The organism is Streptococcus oralis, from assembly GCF_003943825.1.
GTDB lineage: Bacteria > Bacillota > Bacilli > Lactobacillales > Streptococcaceae > Streptococcus > Streptococcus oralis_CD.
In genome coordinates this window covers 1-566 of sequence record NZ_RJNJ01000110.1, presented here as the reverse complement: position 1 = coordinate 566, position 566 = coordinate 1, and the positions used below count along the sequence as shown (strand labels likewise).

1 pseudogene is annotated in these 566 nt (G+C 44.9%); it reads right to left on the bottom strand.

Features of this window, described 5'->3' with window-relative positions:
• Window positions 1-498, bottom strand: a pseudogene (locus D8863_RS10870) (PHP domain-containing protein); the annotation flags it as partial.
• Window positions 499-566: the final 68 nt, after the last annotated feature.

Here is a 566-nt window from a genome sequence, read left to right as displayed (position 1 = left end):
GTCATAATACTTGGCCACCTCAACCGCCGCATCCACACCTTGGGAAACGACTGCGTCAAAAACTTCACCTTCAGAGCAAGCTGACCCTAAAATCAAACCTTCCCGATGAGCATCTAGAACTGTTCTCGGAATTCGTGGCACCCCTTCAAAGTACTTGGTATTGGACAAAGAAACCAGCTTAAAGATGTTTTTTAGACCTACTTGATTCTTGACATAGATGGTCGCATGCTTGATCCGAGCTTTTTTATAAGAGTCTGGACTAATCAAATCAATATTTAGTCTAGCCAGATCAGTCACACCATGTTTTTCTGCTACATCCTTGATAAAGATGAAGAGCAAACGACCAGTAGCTTCCGCATCGTAGTTGGCCATGTGGTGGTGGTCCAGTGCCACACCAAAACGCTTGGTCAACGGCCCCAAACCATGACGTTTATACTCAGGATAGAGATTTCTAGCAAACTCCAGCGTATCGATAACTGGCTGGCTAATCTTAGGCACTCAGGATAGAGATTTCTAGCAAACTCCAGCGTATCGATAACTGGCTGGCTAATCTTAGGCAGACCATA